Origin of the sequence: Halopolyspora algeriensis (genome assembly GCF_003337235.1) — a bacterium.
Lineage (GTDB): Bacteria > Actinomycetota > Actinomycetes > Mycobacteriales > Pseudonocardiaceae > Haloactinomyces > Haloactinomyces algeriensis.
In genome coordinates this window covers 234,986-251,394 of record NZ_QPJC01000002.1, presented here as the reverse complement: position 1 = coordinate 251,394, position 16,409 = coordinate 234,986, and the positions used below count along the sequence as shown (strand labels likewise).

The following is a 16,409-nucleotide window of genomic DNA, read 5'->3' as shown; positions in this document are numbered from 1 at the left end:
CTCACGACGCAGGCCCCCTTCCGGACCAGGACCACGCGTAGGCCGGGTCCTCGGCAGCCAGTCCGCCCTCACCGAGTTCCAGCGGACGGAAGGTGTCGACCATGACCGCCAGCTCGTCGAAGGACTCCGCGCCGATGCTGCGCTCGTACGCGCCCGGCTGCGGGCCATGGCTGTGCCCACCGGGGTGCAGCGAGATCGAGCCCTGGCCGATGCCCGATCCCTTGCGGGCATCGTAGTCGCCGCCGCAGTAGAACATCACCTCATCGGAATCCACATTGGAGTGATAGTAGGGCACCGGGATCGACAGCGGGTGATAGTCCACCTTGCGCGGCACGAAATTGCAGATCACGAAATTGTCGCCCTCGAAGACCTGGTGCACCGGCGGCGGCTGGTGCACCCGTCCGGTGATCGGTTCGAAGTCGTCGATGTTGAACGTGTACGGGTACAGGCACCCGTCCCAGCCGACCACGTCGAACGGGTGCTGCGGGTACACGAACCGGGTGCCCACGATCCCCCGGGAGCCGCGGTGCTTGACCAGGACCTCCACGTCGGTGCCTTCGGCCAGCAGCGGCTCGTCCGGTCCGTGCAGGTCCCGCTCGCAGTAGGGGGCGTGTTCCAGCAGCTGCCCGAACCGCGACAGGTACCGCCGCGGCGGGGTGATGTGGCTGCCCGCCTCGATGCAGTACGCCCGCACCGGCTCCTGGCCCTGCGGGATCCAGCGGTGCGTCGTGCCCCGTGGCAGCAGCACGTAGTCCCCCGCACGAGCGGCCAGCACCCCGAACACCGTCTCCACGGTGGCCTCGCCGGACTCGACATACACACACTCGTCGCCGACGGCGTTGCGATACAGCGGCGAGGTCTCTCCCGCGGCCACGTACGAGATCCGCACATCACCGTTGCCCAGCACCAGCCGGCGACCGGTGACCACGTCCCGGCTCTTGTGCTCCTGACCGGAAAACAACTCGTGCAACTTCAGATGCCGCGGCTTGAGCGGGTGATTCGGCTGCGTGTCCATCTCCGGCAGCTCCCAGACCGCCGAGTCCACGATCGCCGAGGGGATGTTGCGGTGATACAGCAACGACGAGTCCGAGGAGAACCCCTCCTCACCCATCAACTCCTCGTAATACAGCCCTCCGTCGGGCTTGCGGTGCTGAGTGTGCCGCTTGCCCGGCACCTGCCCCACCTGGCGGTAGTACGCCATGATCCTCTCCCTTCTGCTCGTTTCCGACGGTGTTTTTCGCTCGCGGACTCCGTCAGCGGGACTCGCGGGCTTCGGCGATGAGGGCGGTGAGTTCGTCGGCGTCGAGGTGGTCGAGCGCGGCCAGCAGAACGAACCGGGTCAGAAAGGCTTCCCGGTCGGACTCGGGAACCGTGTCGATCGCCTCGCTGACGGTGCGCCAGACGAACTCGGCATGGGCGACGGACTGCTCGAGCCCGTGCGCGGATCCAACGGTGGTCATCGACTCCCTCCCTGCAGGATGTGGTCGGCCAACTCCTCGGGAGCACCGAGGTGGTCGGGGCCGGGGAAACGTCCCAGCAGCAGTCCGTCGGGGCGGATGACGAACACCTCACCGGGCTCGGCACCGAAGGCGCTTTCCAGGTTTCCGGCGGAGTCGTCGAGCAGCCGCTCCTCCGGACACGGGATGGCCCGCTCGTGGCCGTTGCCGTGGTGCGTCACCAGCGCGCGGACTCCCACGGCCGGGGCGAGTCGCTTGCGCAGGCTCTGCGCGAAGTCGGTGAGCGCGCCCGGCGCGGTGCGCACGCCCAGCACGGTGAAGTCCGAACCGCGTTCGATGTTCACACTGGACGGCACCTGTCCGGGTGCGGATTCGGCGAGTACTGCTCGGTCCGGAATCGGGTCCCCCGGAACCGGGTCCGGAGATTCGTCCCGGGTCGCGGCGCACGTCAGCGGCGAGGCCCGGCTGTGGGTGGCGCTGGACTGGCGCGGGTTGATCAGGTGCCGCAGCACGGGGCGGCGATGGGCCAGGGTGAGCACGGCATCACGGGTCATGGCGTAGCCGTGCGTACCCGGCGTCATGAACAGCGTGCTCTTCTCGGCCTGCTCGACGTTCTGGCGCCAGGCCTCACGACGTTCGGCCGCGTAGGTGTCCAGCAGGGCGGGGTCGGCCGTGCCGCCGACCACCGAAGCCAGCGTCCACGCGAGCGTGTCGGCATCCTCCAGTCCGGAGTTCAGCCCCCGCACCCCGAAGATCGGCACCAGATGCGCGGCGTCGCCGGCGAACAGGACCCGGCCGTGCCGGTAGGAATCCAGCGACAGCGAGTGCGCCCGGTAGAGGCTGGACCACTCCAGCGTCCACGGCTCGGTGTTGCCCAACAACCAGTCCAGATGCCGGGTGATCCGGTCGCGGATGCGCTGCTCGGCGATCTCGGCCTCGGGATCGTCGTCGGGGCCGAGCTGGTAGTCCACCCGCCAGATGTCGTCGGGCTGGCGGTGCAGGATGATCGTGGAGCCGGGATTGCTGGGCGGGTCGAACCACACCCGGCGCTCGGTCGGCAGCGGGCTGCGCCAGTGGATGTCGGCGATGACGTAGCGCCCCTCGTAGCTCGTCCCGTTCAGATGCAACCCCAGCGACTCCCGCACGGTGCTGCGGGCACCGTCGGCTGCGATCAGCCATCGGGTGCGCAGCTCCCGCTGCCCCTCCGGCGTGGCGATCCGGACGGTCACGACACCGTCCTGCTCGGTGCAGTCGAGCACGCGGCACTGCCACCGCACGGTGCAGCTGTCGGTTCTCCCGATCTCGTCGACCAGGATCTGCTCGGCCACCGACTGCGAGAGGTTGACCATCGGTGTCCGGACGTCACCGTCGACGTGCGGCATCTCGAACGACAGCACCTCGGCGTCCCGGTGGAAGCTGCGCCCGGAGGTCCACGGCAGCGAGCGCTCGGCGAACTCCTCGCCGACGCCGAGGCGTTCCAGCACCTCCAACGAGTGCCGGGACAGGCAGATCGCGCGGCTGCCGTAGACCACCGAGTCGCCGGCTTCGAGCACGGTCACCGGCACACCGCGCCGGGACAGCCCCAGTGCCAGGGCGAGCCCGACCGGGCCCGCCCCCACGACCACGGCGGTCTCGGGCTCGGCATCCGGCGGTGACGAGGGAAACGGAGTGAAGGCGTAGCGGCGCGGAGTGAAGTACACATCAACCTCTGTTGCAATTATCGAGCTGGTGTGTTACGAATGTTGCATCACTATCGGGCCGTGATGTGACTCATGTCAATACCGTGAGCCGATTCGGCCCGGGCGAACCCGCCGATATCCCCCGGAGGACGCATGGCCGAGGCGCGCAAGGCCGACGGCTCACAAACATTGGAGCGCGGCCTGCTCGTGCTGCGCATGCTCGCCGAGAATCCCGAGGGCCTCACAGCCGGCGAGATCGCCACGCGCCTGGGTCTGCACCGGTCGATCGCCTACCGGCTACTGACGGCGCTCACGCGCCAGGACTTCGCCACCCGGGACGGGGAGAACCGCTACCACGCCGGGCTGGCCTTCTTCACCCTGGCCGAGCAGGTGCGCCCCAGGCTGCTCGACATCGCCCAACCTGTCCTGCACGAGGTCACGGCCGAGCTCGACGCCACCGCCTGCCTCGTCGTCGCCGAGAACGACTTCGCCGTCGCGATCGCCGTCGTCGAGCCTCCCGGATCCGGGCCGCGCTTCTCCTACGGCATCGGCAATCGCGACCCGCTCGATCGGGGAGCTGCCGGAATCGCTCTGCTCGCCGCGGGACCACCGCAGGAGGGCGAACCCGAGCGTGTCGGCGACACGCGACGGACGGGCCACATCGTGACCCACAACGAGGTCGTGTCCGGCACTTACGGCATCGCCGCGCCCATCCGTACACCCCCCGGCGAGCGCACCGCGGCCGTCAACATCATCACGCACCGCCAAGACATCGCCGACCGCGCCATCCCCCTGGTCACCCGAGCCACCGAACGCATCACGCGATCCCTGCAGGGACCCGCCGGGAGCTGACCCGGCCGTGCAGCGGCATACGACTTGAACCTTCTCCCTACGGACATGCCGTTGTCAGCCGGTGGCGGGCGCTTCGGCGGACGTCGCGGTGGCTGTCTGCGAATCCGTCGTGGTGCCCGCCGGGCGGTGGCAGGGCAAGAAAGCCGCGATTGCCAGAGCGGCCGGGGCGGCGCAGGCGTCGATGGCCATGGTCACGCGGAAGTCGTTCTGCGAAGGGAGGGTCACGGAGCCGACCGCGGCGGTCATCTGCGCGAGGACGACCCCGGCCACCGCACTGGAGGTCGAGGTATCGATGGAGCGCATGAGGGTGTTGAGTCTGTTGGCGGCGGTCTCGGACACGGGCACGGCCGCCGTGATCAGCGCGGGCATGGCCCCGCAGGCCAGTCCGATGCCGACCCCGATCACGGCCGGGACCAGCACCGACTGCCGGACGGTCGACAGCGAACGGCCCCGCACCGCTGTCCGCACCCCGAGCGAGTCATCGACACTCCTTCGAGCCCTCGAGCACGGCATCGAGCGTTGTGGCCCACTGCCGCACGATGGGGCGGCGCCGCTTGCTGTCGTCGGTCAGGACGTTGGCCAGCCCCAGGCCACGCGCCATGTCCAGCGTGGCCTGGACGGTCTCGCGAACTCCCGGTACGGACTCGTCGACGCCGAGGAGTTCGACGGCGACCCTGTGCGCCTCGCGACCGACCTTCGCCTCCACGGGCACCACCTGAGCGCGCAGCGACTCGTCCGAGGAAGCGGCCGTCCACAGCTGCAGGGCGGCACGGAACAGCGGGCCGGTGTAGTGGCGGACCAGCATGTCGACGATCGCCTCGGTCCGTGCACCCCCTTCGGGGAGCTCCGCGGCCTCCCGGCGGATCTCTCCGAGCCGGACATCGGTGACGTGATCCACGGCCGCGGCGACCAGGTCCTCGCGGGTCGGAAAGTGGTGTTGAGCCGCACCGCGCGACACCCCGGCACGTTCTGCCACGACCGAGACCGTGGTGCTCGTCCAGCCGTGCTCGGCCAGGCACTCGACAGCGGCCTCCAGCAAGCGGCGTCGCGTCGCACGGCTGCGGTCCTGCTGCGGCTCCCGCGCTGCGGTCTCGGTCACGACTCTCCTTCGCTCCGGTTCCGTCCCGACCAGCCTAGAATGTCGTGTCCGCGACACCGCGACTCGGCGGTGCCCGACAAGGACCGCGGGAATTCAGTACGACTTGGGCAGGCCCAGCGCGTTCTGGGCCACGAAGTTGAGGATCATTTCCCGGCTGACCGGGGCGACCCGCGCCAACCGTGCCGCCGCGACCATCGAGGCCACCCCGTACTCGGTGGTCAGTCCGTTGCCACCCAACGATTGCACCGCTTGGTCGACCGCTCGGGTCGACACTTCCGCCGCGGCGTACTTGGCCATGTTGGCGGCCTCTCCCGCTCCGGTGTCGTCACCGCTGTCGTAGAGGAACGCGGCCTTCTGCGTCATCAACCGCGCCAGCTCGAGTTCGATCTTGATCTGGGCGAGCGGGTGGGACAGCCCCTGGTGGGCGCCGATGGGAGTGCTCCACACGGACCGTTCCTTGACGTAGGCGACCGCCTTGTCCAGCGCGTGGCGCGCAGTGCCGGTGGCCATCGCCGAAGCCATGATGCGCTCCGGGTTCAGGCCGGCGAACAGCTGCAGCAGGCCGGCGTCCTCGCTGCCGACGAGCGCGTCCGCAGGCAGCCGGACCTCGTCGAAGAACAGCGAGAACTGCCGGTCCGGACTGACCAGCTCCATGTCGATACCCTGCCATTCGAACCCCGGCGCCTCCGTGGGCACGACGAACAGCGCGGGTTTGAGCTTGCCGGTCCGGGCGTCCTCGGTGCGGCCCACGACCATCACGGCGTCGGCGACATCGATTCCGGAGATGAACACCTTGCGTCCGGACAGGACCCAGTCGTCGCCGTCGCGGCGTGCGGTGGTCGTGAGCTTGTGCGCATTGGAGCCCGCGTCGGGTTCGGTGATCGCGAAGGCCATCGTCAGCGATCCGTCCGCGAGACCGGGCAGCCAGCGCTGCTTCTGCTCGTCGGTGCCGAACCGGGCGATGACCGTTCCGCAGATCGCGGGCGAGACCACCATCATCAGCAGCGGACACCCGGCCGCGCCGAGCTCTTCGAGCACCGTCGACAATTCGCCGATGCCCGCGCCGCCGCCTCCGTACTCCTCGGGGAGGTTGACCCCGAGGTAGCCGAGCTTGCCCGCTTCCTGCCACAACTCGGTGGTGTGGCCGCCGGATCGGGCTTGCTGCACGTAGTACTCGTAGCCGTAGCGGCGGCCCAGTTCGGCCGCGGCGGTGCGCAGTGCCTGCCGTTCTTCGCTTTCCCGGAAACTCACGGTGCCTCCCTCTCGAACCCGGCTATTCTTCGGAATCCGCGGCGCGGACAACGGCGAGCACCGCGCCCGTGGCCACCTGGTGCCCGGCCGCCGCAGGCAGTGCGCCGACCACACCGTCGACGGGGGCGACGACCTGGTGCTCCATTTTCATGGCCTCCATCCACAGCAGCGGCTGACCGGCCTCGACCTCCTCGCCCTGCTCGACGGCGACCCGGGTGACGGTGCCGGGCATCGGCGCCAGCAACGATCCCGGAGCGGTCTGCGCCGACGGGTCCGGGAAGCGCTCGCACCGGGTCAGTTCGACCGACCCCAGCGCGGAATCCACGGAGACGAGGTCCCCGTAGCGGGCCACGGCGAAAGTTCTGCGCACGCGTCCGACGTCCAGGACGACGCGCTCCGGTTCGGCGAGCACCAGCGAGGCGGTGTCGTGGCCGTCGGCGACCAGCCCCGACCTGCCCAACCGGTAGGTGACCTCATGGGTTCCCGAGACACCGGTGAACCGCTTGCGTTGCGGCGCCGAGACCACATTGCGCCAGCCGCTCGGCAGGCCACCGGCCACCCGGGCGCCGCACCGGTTGTCCGCGGCCTGAGCCAGGGCGGCTGCCAGCGCCGACAGCGCCTCGGAATCGGCATCCGCCAGTGGTGTCGACAGCGCCTCCAGGCCGTGCCGGTCGAAGAAGGCCGTGTCGGTGTCTCCGGACAGGAACGCGGGATGGCCGAGCACGCGCACCAGCAGGTCGCGGTTGGTACGCAACCCGTGGATCTTCATTCCGGCCAGGGCACGGGCCAGCCGACGTGCGGCCTCCTCCCGACTCGGTGCCCAGGAGACGACCTTGGCCAGCATCGGGTCGTAGTGCATGCTCACCAACGAGCCGCTGCGCACACCACTGTCCAGCCGGATCCCGTAGTTCGCCGGAACGGCGAACTCCGCGTCCACGTCACGGGACTCGAGTCGGCGCAGGGTTCCGCTCTGCGGCTGCCAGCCCGCGGCCGGGTCCTCGGCGTAGAGACGGACTTCGATGGCGTGGCCGTGCGGCTCGGGCCGGTCGTCGGGCAACCGACGGCCCTCGGCGACACGTACCTGCAGCGCGACGAGGTCCAGTCCCGTGACGCACTCGGTGACGGGGTGCTCGACCTGCAGTCGCGTGTTCATCTCCAGGAAGAAGAACCGGCCGTCTGCGGTGGCCAGGAATTCCACGGTTCCCGCGCCCACATATCCGATCGCCGTCGCCGCCGTGCACGCCGCGTCGAAAAGCCGCTCGCGCATCCCGGCGTCCACCAGCGGGGAGGGTGCTTCCTCCACGACCTTCTGGTGCCGCCGCTGGATCGAGCACTCACGCTCGCCGACCGCCCACACCGAGCCGTGCTCGTCGGCCATCACCTGCACTTCGATGTGCCTGCCGGACTCCACGTAGGGTTCGCAGAACACGGTCGCATCACCGAACGCGGAGGCGGCCTCGGTGCTCGCCGACCGGATCCGGTCCTGCAGGTCCGGCAGGGAGCGCACCACGCGCATTCCGCGCCCACCACCCCCGGCGGAGGCCTTCACCAGGACCGGAAGATCTCCTTCGGAGACCTCGTCGGCATCGATGACGTCCAGCAGGGGGACACCGGCCTCGGCCATGATCCGCTTCGACGCGGTCTTCGACCCCATCGAGGCGATGGCCTCCGGCGGCGGTCCCACCCAGGTCAGGCCCGCGTGCTGCACCGCCCGGGCGAACTCGGCACTCTCGGAGAGGAATCCGTATCCGGGATGCACGGCGTCCGCGCCGGCCTCCACGGCCGCTTCGATCACCGTGTCCCCACGCAGGTACGTCTCGGCCGGCGTGTCACCGGGCAACCGCACGGCGACGTCCGCCTCCGCGACGTGCGGGGCGTCGGCGTCCGCGTCGGAGAACACCGCGACCGTGGCGATCCCGAGCGTGCGACACGTGCGCAGCACGCGACGTGCGATCTCGCCGCGGTTGGCCACGAGCAGGCAGGAGATCTGCCGCTCGAGGCGCACCGTTGCCGGGTTGCTGGTCACTGCAACTCCCCTCACATCCGGAAGACGCCGTAGCCGGAGGCGCCTTCGACCGGGGCACTGTGGATCGCCGACAGGCACAGGCCGACAACGGTGCGGGTGTCGCGCGGATCGATCACGCCGTCGTCGTAGAGCCGTCCGGACAGGAACATCGGCAGCGACTCCTCCTCGATCTGGGCCTCCACCGCCTCGCGCATGGCGGCGTCGTCCTCCTCGCTGTAGTCCTTGCCCGCCGCGGCCGCACTCTGCCGGGCCACGATCGACAGCACCCCCGCCAGCTGCTGCGGGCCCATGACGGCCGACTTCGCACTGGGCCAGGCGAACAGGAACCGCGGCTCGTAGGCCCGCCCGCACATGCCGTAGTGCCCCGCACCGTAGGAGGCACCCATCAGAATCGAGATGTGCGGCACCGTCGAGTTGGACATGGCGTTGATCATCATCGCGCCGTGCTTGATGATGCCGCCCTGCTCGTAGGAGGCGCCGACCATGTAGCCGGTCGTGTTGTGCAGGAACAACAGCGGCGTGTCGGCCTGGTTGGCCAACTGGATGAATTGCGTGGCTTTCTGGGACTCCTCACTGAACAGCACGCCCTGGGCATTGGCCAGGATGCCGACCGGGTAGCCGTGCACCGAGGCCCACCCGGTCACCAGGCTCGACCCGTACGAGGCCTTGAACTCGTCGAAGTCCGAACCGTCGACCACGCGGGCGATCACCTCGCGCGGATCGAACGGCATCTTCAGCTCGGCCGGGACGATGCCGAGCAGCTCCTCGTCGTCGAAACGCGGCGGCGTGACCTCCTGCTTCGGCGCGGTCCCCTGCTTGCGCCAGTTGAGCCGTGCGACGATGTCCCGGCCGATCCGGAGGGCATCGAGCTCGTCGACCGCGAAGTAGTCCGCCAGACCCGAGGTGCGCGCGTGCATCTGCGCCCCGCCGAGCGACTCGTCGTCGGACTCCTCGCCGGTGGCCATCTTCACCAGCGGAGGCCCGCCCAGGAACACCTTGGACTGCTCGGAGATCATCACGACGTGATCCGACATGCCGGGCACGTAGGCGCCACCGGCCGTGGAATTGCCGAACACCAGCGCGATCGTGGGAATGCCTGCCGCCGACAGCTGCGTCAGGTCGCGGAACATGCGGCCACCGGGGACGAAGATCTCCTTCTGACTCGGCAGATCCGCACCCCCGGACTCGACCAGGTTGATCAGGGGCAGCCGGTTCTTCCGAGCGATCTCGCCGGCCCGGAAAATCTTCTTGGTCGTCCAGGGATTGCTCGAACCGCCACGCACCGTCGGGTCATTGCCGACGAGCACGCATTCGACGCCTTCGACCACGCCGATGCCCGTGACGACGCTGGCACCGACCTGGTACTCCGATCCCCACGCCGCCAGCGGGGAAAGCTCCAGGAACGGCGCGTCCTCGTCGAGCAGCAGCTCGATCCGTTCGCGGACCAGCAACTTGCCCCGCGAGTGATGGCGCTCGGTGTACTTCGGCCCGCCGCCGGCCACCGCTTTCGCGTGCTCTGCCTCCAGCTCCGAGAGCTTGTCCAGCATCGCCGCACGGTTGCCCGCGAACCCGTCGGCATTCGTGTCCACCGTGGATGCCAAGGTCGTCATGCCACATACCCCATTTGCTTCGCGGCCAGCTCGGCGAGGATCTCCGAGGTGCCGCCGCCGATTCCCAGGATCTTCATGTCCCGGTACTGCCGTTCGACCTCGGAGTCACGCATGTAGCCCGCACCACCGTGCAGCTGCACGGCTTGGTCCACGACCCACATGCCGGTTTCGACCGCCGTGTTCTTGGCGAAGCAGACCTCCGCGACCAGGTCGTCCTCCTCGAGGGAGCGCCGAGCCACGGCGCGCACGTAGCTGCGCGCCACGTCGACCCTGCGGGCCATCTCCACGAGCGTGTGCCGGACGAGTTGACGAGACATCAGAGGGCGCCCGAACGTCTCGCGGTTGCGGCACCATTCCACGGTCAGGTCGAGCGCGCGCTGGGCACCGGCGTAGGCCTGGACGGCGAGCATGAGCCGCTCGGTCAGGAAGTGCTGCGCCACCTGGATGAATCCGGTGTTTTCCGCACCGACCAGGTTCGCGGCCGGGACGCGGCAGTCGGTGAAGGACAACTCCGCGGTGTCCGAGCACAGCCATCCCATCTTCTCCAGCTTGTTCGAGACCTCGAAGCCCGGCGTGCCTCGCTCGACGACGAGCAGGGAAACACCGTGGGCTCCGGACTCGCCGGTGCGCACGGCCGTGGTGACGAAGTCCGCACGGCAGCCGGAGGTGATGAACGTCTTGGCACCGTTGACCACGTAGTGATCCCCGTCGCGCTCGGCGGTGGTCCGCAACGAGGCCACGTCCGAGCCTCCGTCGGGCTCTGTGATCGCCAGCGATCCGATCATCTCGCCGTCCAGGGTCGGCCGGACCCACCGGGCGATCTGGGCGGGATCGGCGGCGTCGACGAGATGGGGCAGCGCGATGCCGCAGGTCATCAACGAGGCGATCACTCCGCCGGAGGCACCGGCGTAGTGCATCTCCTCGGTCACCGTGACCATGTCGAGGACGTTCCCGCCACCACCGCCGACGCTGTCCGGAAACGCCGCTCCGAGCAATCCGATCTCGGCGGCCTTGCGGTGCAGCGCACGCGGCAGTTCGCCGTCGCGCTCCCAACCGTCCAGATGCGGCAGTACCTCCGCTTCCACGAATCGGCGCACGGTCCGGCGCAGTTCGTCGCGCTCGGGAGTGCGGAACGGATCGCTCACAGCAGCACCTCCGGAATGTCCACACAGCGGGCTCGCAGCCACTCGCCGACGGCTTTCGCCTGCGGGTCGAACCGCACCTGGGCTGCCACACCCTCGCCGAGCAGGCCGTCCACCACGAAGTTCACCGCACGCAGGCGGGGCAGCAGGTACCGCGTGACCTCCAGGTCGGCGGTTTCCGGCAGCATTCGGCGGAATTCGGCGACGGTGAGCGTGTGCGCCAGCCACCGCCACGCCTCGTCCGTGCGGACCCACACACCGATGTTGGCGCTGCCGCCCTTGTCACCGCTGCGCGCGCCGGCGATCCGTCCCAGCGGTGCCGTGCGCGTGGGCCCGTCCGGCAGCGGCTCGGGCAGCGGCGGCTCTTCCACCGGCCGCAGCTCTCGGGTCTCTGGCGCCGGCGGGACCGGAATCCGTTCACCGTCGGGCAGCACGGCGAGGTGCTCCACCGCAGCGGCATCCACCCAGGAGGAGGTGAACACCCCGTACGGAGCCGCATCGGCCGGTGGCGCCGTCATGTGGAAGCCGGGGTAGCCGGCCAGGGCGAGCTCCACGGCCGCGCCGCTGAACGCGCGGCCGACGACCGCCGAGTCGGGATCCTTGGCCACGCACCGCAGCACCGCGCTGGCTTCCTCTTCGACCTCCGCATCGGCACGATCGGTCCGAGCCAGCGACCACCGCACCTCGGCCGGCGGCGTGTCCGCCAGGGCCGAGTCCATCTGCCCGCGGACGAGTGCGGCCTTGGCCTCGATGTCCAAGCCGGTCAGCACGAACTCGACCTGGTTGCGGAACCCGCCGAGGCTGTTGAGCCCCACCTTCAGCGCCGGAGGTGGCGGTTCACCCCGCGTTCCGCTGATCCGCACCCGGTCCGGGCCGAGCCGGGAGAGCTCGATCTCGTCGAAACGAGCGGTCACATCCGGACCGGCATAGCGCCCACCTGCGATCTCGTACAGCAACTGCGCGGTCACCGTGCCGACCGTGACCGCTCCGCCGGTCCCCTCGTGCTTGGTGATGACGCTGGACCCGTCGGCGTGGACCTCGGCGATCGGGAAGCCGGGCCTGCCGAGGTCGTGACCGGCCTCGGTGAGTTCGGTGAAAAACGAGTAGTTGCCGCCGGTGGCTTGCGCGCCGCACTCCACGACGTGTCCGGCGGCCACGGCACCGGCCAGGGCATCGTAGTCGTCGCGGGCCCAACCGAAGTGCGCCGCGGCAGGTCCGACCACGAGCGAGGCGTCGGTGACCCGGCCGGTGACGACCACGTCGGCTCCACCGCGGAGGCATTCGGCGATGCCCCACGCACCGAGGTAGGCGTTGGCGGTCAACGGCTCGCCGAAACCGAGCTCGGCGGCGCGATCGAGCAGGTCGTCGCCCGCGACGTGCGCGACGGCGGCGTCGAGCTGCACACGCTCGGCCAGGTCCCGCAACGCTCGGGCCAGCCCGGCGGGGTTGAGTCCCCCCGCGTTGACGACGATCTTGACGCCCCGATCGAGCGCCACGCCCAGGTTCTCCTCCATCTGGCGCAGGAACGTCTTCGCGTATCCCCGAGTGGGATCCTTCATCCGGTCCCGGCCGAGGATGAGCATCGTCAGCTCTGCCAGATAGTCGCCGGTGAGGACATCCAGCGGTCCTTCGGTGAGCATCTCGTGCACGGCCGAGCGTCGATCGCCGTAGAACCCCGACGCGTTGCCGATCCGCAACGGCTCGTCGCCCGTCATGCGAACTGCCCCGGTGCGCGACCTTGCCCGGGCGGCCCGGCGAAGGCCTGTGCGATCCGGACCCACTGCAGCGCGTCGGACCCGACAGCGCGCAGCGCGGTGTCCTCGAGATGCCTGCGCTGGGTGACGAGCAGGCAGAAGTCCAGCGCCGGCCCGGTCACCCGCTGCTGCGCGTGCGGTGGACCCCAGTGCCACGCGTCACCGTCCGGCCCGGTGAGTTCCACGCGGAACTCCTCCGGTGGTGGTTGCAGTCCGTGGACCCCGTAGGCGAAGTCCCGCGTGCGCACGCCGATCCGGGCGATGTGACGCAGCCGGGGCGAGGGTGTGCGCGTCACCCCGAGAGCGTCGGCGACGTCCTGGCCGTGTGCCCAGGTCTCCATCAGCCGCGCGGTCACCATCGACGCCACGCTCATCGACGGGCCGAACCACGGCAGGCGAGTACTTTCCGGGGTGGCGGCGAGGGCGGTCGACAGTCGCTTCCGGCCTTCCCGCCATCGCTCGAGCAGCTCGGCGGATGCTTCCCGAGCACCTCGCTCGGCACCTCTTTCCACATATCCCCGGGTGTTCGCCGGCGCCGCCTCGGCCTCGGCCCGGAATCCCTCCTGGTCGGTCGCTGCCAGCAGGGCCTTCTCATCCGTCCAGGCGAGGTGCGCGATCTGGTGCGCGACCGTCCATCCCGGCGCGGGGGTCTCGCGCCTCCAGTCGTGCTCATCGAGGTCGGCGACCAGGCCGTCCAGCTCTTCGCTCTCCGCCCGCAGGTCCCCCAACAGTCCTGTCAGGTCCACTGCGGAGTGCGTTCCTTCTCGCTGCGCACCACCCATGCACGTCATCGTGGCAGCGCCCGTCACGATAATCAAGCAATCGTGCTTGCTTTTTTTATGGCATCACTCCGGACACGGCAACGGCCGCACCACTTCGGCAAGCGGTGCGGCCGTTGCCCGCCGAACGGCGCTCTACAGCGCCTGCCGGACGTTGGGGTACAGCCCCTCGAGCAGGTCGGTGTAGTTGTTCTCGACGACCTTGCGCTTGACCTTGAGGCTGGGCGTGATCTCGCCGTTTTCGATGGTCAGGTCGCGGGGCAGGATCGCGAACGACTTGATCGTCTCGTGCCGGGCCAGGCCCGCGTTGACCTCGTCCACATACGACTCGATCAGCGCCCGGACCGGCTCCTCGGCGGCGAGTTGCTCGTACGAGCGGTCACCGAGACCGTTGTCCCGAGCCCACTGCGCGATCGCCTCCTCGTCGAGGGTCACCAGGGCGGTGCAGTACGGACGCTCGTCACCGTGGACGATGACGTTGCCGACGTAGGGGCACACCGCCTTGAAGCGTCCCTCCACGCTCTGCGGCGCCACGTACTTGCCGCCCGAAGTCTTGATCAAGTCCTTCTTGCGGTCGGTGATCCGCAGGAACCCGTCCTCCATGGCACCGATGTCGCCGGTGTGGAACCACCCGTCCTCGTCGAGCGCGGCGGCGGTCTCCTCCGGCATCCGGTGATAGCCGTGCATGACCGCGCCGTTGCGGATGAGGATCTCGCCGTCTTCGGCGAACGAGATCTCCGTACCGGGGAACGGGCGGCCGACGGTGCCGATGCGGTAGTCGGTGGGCAGGTTGACGAAGGTCGCCGCGCAGGTCTCGGTGAGACCGTAGCCTTCGAGGATGCGCACCCCGGCGGCGTCGAAGAACTCGGCGATCTCCGGCGACAGCGGGGCACTGCCGGAGATGAAGTAGCGCAGCCTGCCGCCGAACCGGGCGCGCAACTTCTGGAACACCAGTCGGTCGGCGATGGCGTACTGGATCCTGGTCCGCAGGTCGATCGGCTGGTGCCGCTGGTTCAGCCGCGACACCCGAGCGCCGACGCCGCACGCCCAGCGGAAGATCCGGTACTTGAGGGCGCCGCCTTCCTTGGCTTGCGTGACGACCTTGTTGTAGACCTTTTCGAAGATGCGTGGGGCTGCGGCCATGATGGTCGGCTGCACCACCGGCAGGTTGTCGATGAGCCGGTCGACGTTGCCGTCCACCGCCGTGGGGAAACCCTTGCGGAGCTGGCCCATTTCCATGACCTTGCCGAACACGTGGGACAGCGGCAGCCACAGGTACTGCAGGTCCTGCTCGGTGAGCATGCTCTCGTCGAGGGCGTCCATCGACTCGGCCACGTACAGCCAGTTCGCGTGGGTCAGGCGCACGCCCTTCGGCCTGCCGGTCGTGCCGGAGGTGTAGACCAGCGTGGCCAGGTGTTCCGGCTCGATACCGCCGAGGAGTTCGTCGAACAGCTCCGGCTGTTGTGCGGCCAGCGTGCGGCCCCGCTCCTCCACCTCGTCGAGCCGCAGGACCCAGTCGCCGTCGGAGGTGCCGTCGAAGGTGATCACCGTGTGCAGGTCCGGCAGTTCCGCCCGCTGCCCGCGCAGCTTGTCCACCTGCTCGTCGTCCTCGGCGAAGACGACCTGCGACTGGGAGTCGGCAATGATGTAGGCGCACTCCTCCGGCGTGCTCGACGGGTAGATCGTCGTCGTCGCCGCGCCGGCGCTCAGGATCCCGAGGTCGGCGAGGATCCACTCGAAACGGGTGCTCGCCAGGATGGCGCACCGCTGCTGACTTTCGATACCGACGGCGTGCAGCCCCAGCGCGATCGCGCGGACGCGCTCGAACGTCTGCGCCCATGTCAGCGACTGCCACCCGGTCCCCGCCGGGTAACGGTATGCCTCACGGTCCGCGGACTCCTCGACGCGGCGCTGCAGCATCTCCGACACGGACCGGTAAGGGGAGGTGATCTCGGCCTTCATACGGTAAAACTACCGGAGGGTAAATTCGTGGCACAAGTCTCACTCTCATGGCGGTCGGCAGCGTCGAGTGAAGGCATCATCCCCGGTCATGGCGCTGTCGTGTCCTCACCGGCCGGCCGGGATCCGGCCGGAGCGGGTCCGCGGCCGGCCCGGCTCCGCGACGAACCTCGGCACGTTGCGCGCTACCGCGCCGGCACTCGCCGCGCTCACGGTGACCGCGCGGGGCTCGGGCACGTCGGGAGTCAGCAGAACCGCCATGGCCGCATCCAGGGTGGGGCGCCGCCGGGTGGGGCCTTCCGTGCTGTCCGGGTCGGTGGTCGGCCACTGGATGTCCGGGTCCGCTGGGAGGCAACCGGTGTCTGCGAAGCTGCGGTGGTGCTCGCCGTTGCCGATGGCTCGAGTGCACGACACACAGACCTCGCGAACGCCGTCCTGCGGCGGGCGCTGGCCGAGCCTGCGGTGCACCGGCCCGGCCAGCCGGTACCCGCAGACCGCCGCCGGTGCGCTGCCCCCGGCCGAAACCGCCACGGCATGCCAGCCGGATTCACCGGCCCCGGCCATCCACGCGTGCTCCCGCGACGAACCGACTTCCGGGGCGCTCATACTCGTTCCCTCCGCCGCAGCCCCCGCGCGGACTCCGCCCGGTATTCAGCCGAATCCAGCTCCTCCTCGCGGGGCCAGGCCAGAAACATCCCGATCCCAGTCAGGACCGCGATACCGCCCAGGAAGGTCAGTAATTCCATGCCACGCTCCGTTACTGCTGGTCACTGCCGTGCCGGTACCCGGACCCCGGCAGGG

At 69.5% G+C, this 16,409-nt stretch carries 15 protein-coding genes; 1 reads left to right on the top strand and 14 read right to left on the bottom strand.

Translation table 11 applies throughout. The annotated features are described in order from the left end of the window. Nucleotide 1 precedes the first annotated feature (1 nt). From DFQ14_RS04425 to DFQ14_RS04415, 3 genes are read right to left on the bottom strand one after another with little or no spacing between them, the layout of a single operon-like run. Nucleotides 2-1,201, bottom strand: a complete 1,200-nt coding sequence (locus DFQ14_RS04425) for a homogentisate 1,2-dioxygenase (protein WP_114451769.1) — start codon at nt 1,199-1,201, stop codon at nt 2-4. Between the two features lie 52 nt (nt 1,202-1,253). Continuing rightward, nucleotides 1,254-1,460, bottom strand: a complete 207-nt coding sequence (locus tag DFQ14_RS04420; protein WP_114451768.1) for a hypothetical protein — start codon at nt 1,458-1,460, stop codon at nt 1,254-1,256. Beyond that, a complete protein-coding gene (locus tag DFQ14_RS04415) occupies nt 1,457-3,157 on the bottom strand; it encodes an FAD-dependent monooxygenase (protein WP_114451767.1) in 1,701 nt (566 codons plus the stop codon). The genes DFQ14_RS04420 and DFQ14_RS04415 overlap by 4 nt, the downstream gene beginning before the upstream one ends. A gap of 132 nt (nt 3,158-3,289) precedes the next feature. Here DFQ14_RS04415 and DFQ14_RS04410 point away from each other — a divergent pair, with 132 nt between their 5' ends. Next, a complete protein-coding gene (locus DFQ14_RS04410) occupies nt 3,290-3,988 on the top strand; it encodes an IclR family transcriptional regulator (RefSeq protein WP_114451766.1) in 699 nt (232 codons plus the stop codon). 54 nt (nt 3,989-4,042) lie between these two features. Here the strand turns inward: DFQ14_RS04410 and DFQ14_RS04405 are convergent, their stop codons facing one another. From DFQ14_RS04405 to DFQ14_RS21785, 11 genes are all read right to left on the bottom strand, one after another. Beyond that, nucleotides 4,043-4,444, bottom strand: coding sequence for an MFS transporter (locus DFQ14_RS04405; protein ID WP_179951492.1), 402 nt, complete (start codon nt 4,442-4,444; stop codon nt 4,043-4,045). A 22-nt stretch (nt 4,445-4,466) separates the two neighbouring features. Beyond that, nucleotides 4,467-5,087 carry a TetR/AcrR family transcriptional regulator gene (locus tag DFQ14_RS04400; protein WP_114451765.1) on the bottom strand — a complete coding sequence of 207 codons (621 nt, stop codon included), beginning with the start codon at nt 5,085-5,087 and terminating at the stop codon, nt 4,467-4,469. Between the two features lie 93 nt (nt 5,088-5,180). After that, nucleotides 5,181-6,338, bottom strand: a complete 1,158-nt coding sequence (locus DFQ14_RS04395; protein ID WP_114451764.1) for an acyl-CoA dehydrogenase family protein — start codon at nt 6,336-6,338, stop codon at nt 5,181-5,183. A 22-nt stretch (nt 6,339-6,360) separates the two neighbouring features. Next, nucleotides 6,361-8,364 (bottom strand): acetyl/propionyl/methylcrotonyl-CoA carboxylase subunit alpha, encoded by a 2,004-nt coding sequence (locus DFQ14_RS04390; protein ID WP_246195311.1) that lies wholly within the window; start codon nt 8,362-8,364, stop codon nt 6,361-6,363. Nucleotides 8,365-8,375: 11 nt separating this feature from the next. Then, nucleotides 8,376-9,974: an acyl-CoA carboxylase subunit beta gene (locus DFQ14_RS04385; RefSeq protein ID WP_114451763.1), complete on the bottom strand. Its 1,599-nt coding sequence runs from the start codon at nt 9,972-9,974 to the stop codon at nt 8,376-8,378. Beyond that, nucleotides 9,971-11,119 carry an acyl-CoA dehydrogenase family protein gene (locus tag DFQ14_RS04380; protein ID WP_114451762.1) on the bottom strand — a complete coding sequence of 383 codons (1,149 nt, stop codon included), beginning with the start codon at nt 11,117-11,119 and terminating at the stop codon, nt 9,971-9,973. Before DFQ14_RS04380 ends, DFQ14_RS04385 begins: the two co-directional genes overlap by 4 nt. Further along, entirely contained in the window at nt 11,116-12,831 is a 1,716-nt protein-coding gene (locus DFQ14_RS04375; RefSeq protein ID WP_114451761.1) for an acyclic terpene utilization AtuA family protein, read from the bottom strand. Before DFQ14_RS04375 ends, DFQ14_RS04380 begins: the two co-directional genes overlap by 4 nt. Further along, nucleotides 12,828-13,652, bottom strand: coding sequence for a TIGR03084 family metal-binding protein (locus DFQ14_RS04370; protein ID WP_114451760.1), 825 nt, complete (start codon nt 13,650-13,652; stop codon nt 12,828-12,830). Before DFQ14_RS04370 ends, DFQ14_RS04375 begins: the two co-directional genes overlap by 4 nt. A 132-nt stretch (nt 13,653-13,784) precedes the next feature. Next, nucleotides 13,785-15,611, bottom strand: a complete 1,827-nt coding sequence (locus tag DFQ14_RS04365; RefSeq protein WP_246195308.1) for an AMP-dependent synthetase/ligase — start codon at nt 15,609-15,611, stop codon at nt 13,785-13,787. Nucleotides 15,612-15,716: 105 nt separating this feature from the next. Continuing rightward, on the bottom strand, nt 15,717-16,214 hold the full coding sequence (locus DFQ14_RS04360) for a hypothetical protein (protein WP_114451759.1): 498 nt from the start codon (nt 16,212-16,214) through the stop codon (nt 15,717-15,719). Next, entirely contained in the window at nt 16,211-16,354 is a 144-nt protein-coding gene (locus DFQ14_RS21785) for a hypothetical protein (protein ID WP_158546655.1), read from the bottom strand. The genes DFQ14_RS04360 and DFQ14_RS21785 overlap by 4 nt, the downstream gene beginning before the upstream one ends. Nucleotides 16,355-16,409 lie beyond the last annotated feature (55 nt).